Below are 402 nucleotides of genomic sequence, written 5' to 3' on the forward strand. Positions count from 1 at the left end.
CCCGCTGCGCCAGCTGCAGATAAAATTGCCGGCCATCGATGACGCGTGACCCGTCGGTGATAGCGTCATCCGGGCACTAATGTAAAAACACCAGGTCCAGATCAGAGTTATAGCCCAACTCCCAGCCGCCAAGTTTCCCATAGTCGATGACCGCAAATTCGGCGTCCTAGCCATCGCCCAGATGCGAAGGGCCGCCCGTGACGCACCACCATTGGTTTCCACGCCTGCTGGATAACGGCGTGAATTATAGATTCCGCCAGATACTTCAATTGATCGCTGACCTGCATCACCGGCAGCATGCCTGCAATATCGGCATCGGCAATGCGCCGCCGCTGCACCTGCTTAAATTGGCGCAGCGCTTCCAGTTGCCGCTCCTCGTCGTCTTCTGGCACCCGCAACAGA

1 pseudogene is annotated in these 402 nt (G+C 57.7%); it reads right to left on the reverse strand.

What is annotated here, in order from left to right:
* Nucleotides 1-402 (reverse strand): annotated as a pseudogene (locus tag BG74_RS16275) (bifunctional [glutamate--ammonia ligase]-adenylyl-L-tyrosine phosphorylase/[glutamate--ammonia-ligase] adenylyltransferase); the annotation flags it as partial.

This window comes from Sodalis-like endosymbiont of Proechinophthirus fluctus (assembly GCF_001602625.1).
In the GTDB taxonomy this organism is placed as follows: domain Bacteria; phylum Pseudomonadota; class Gammaproteobacteria; order Enterobacterales; family Enterobacteriaceae.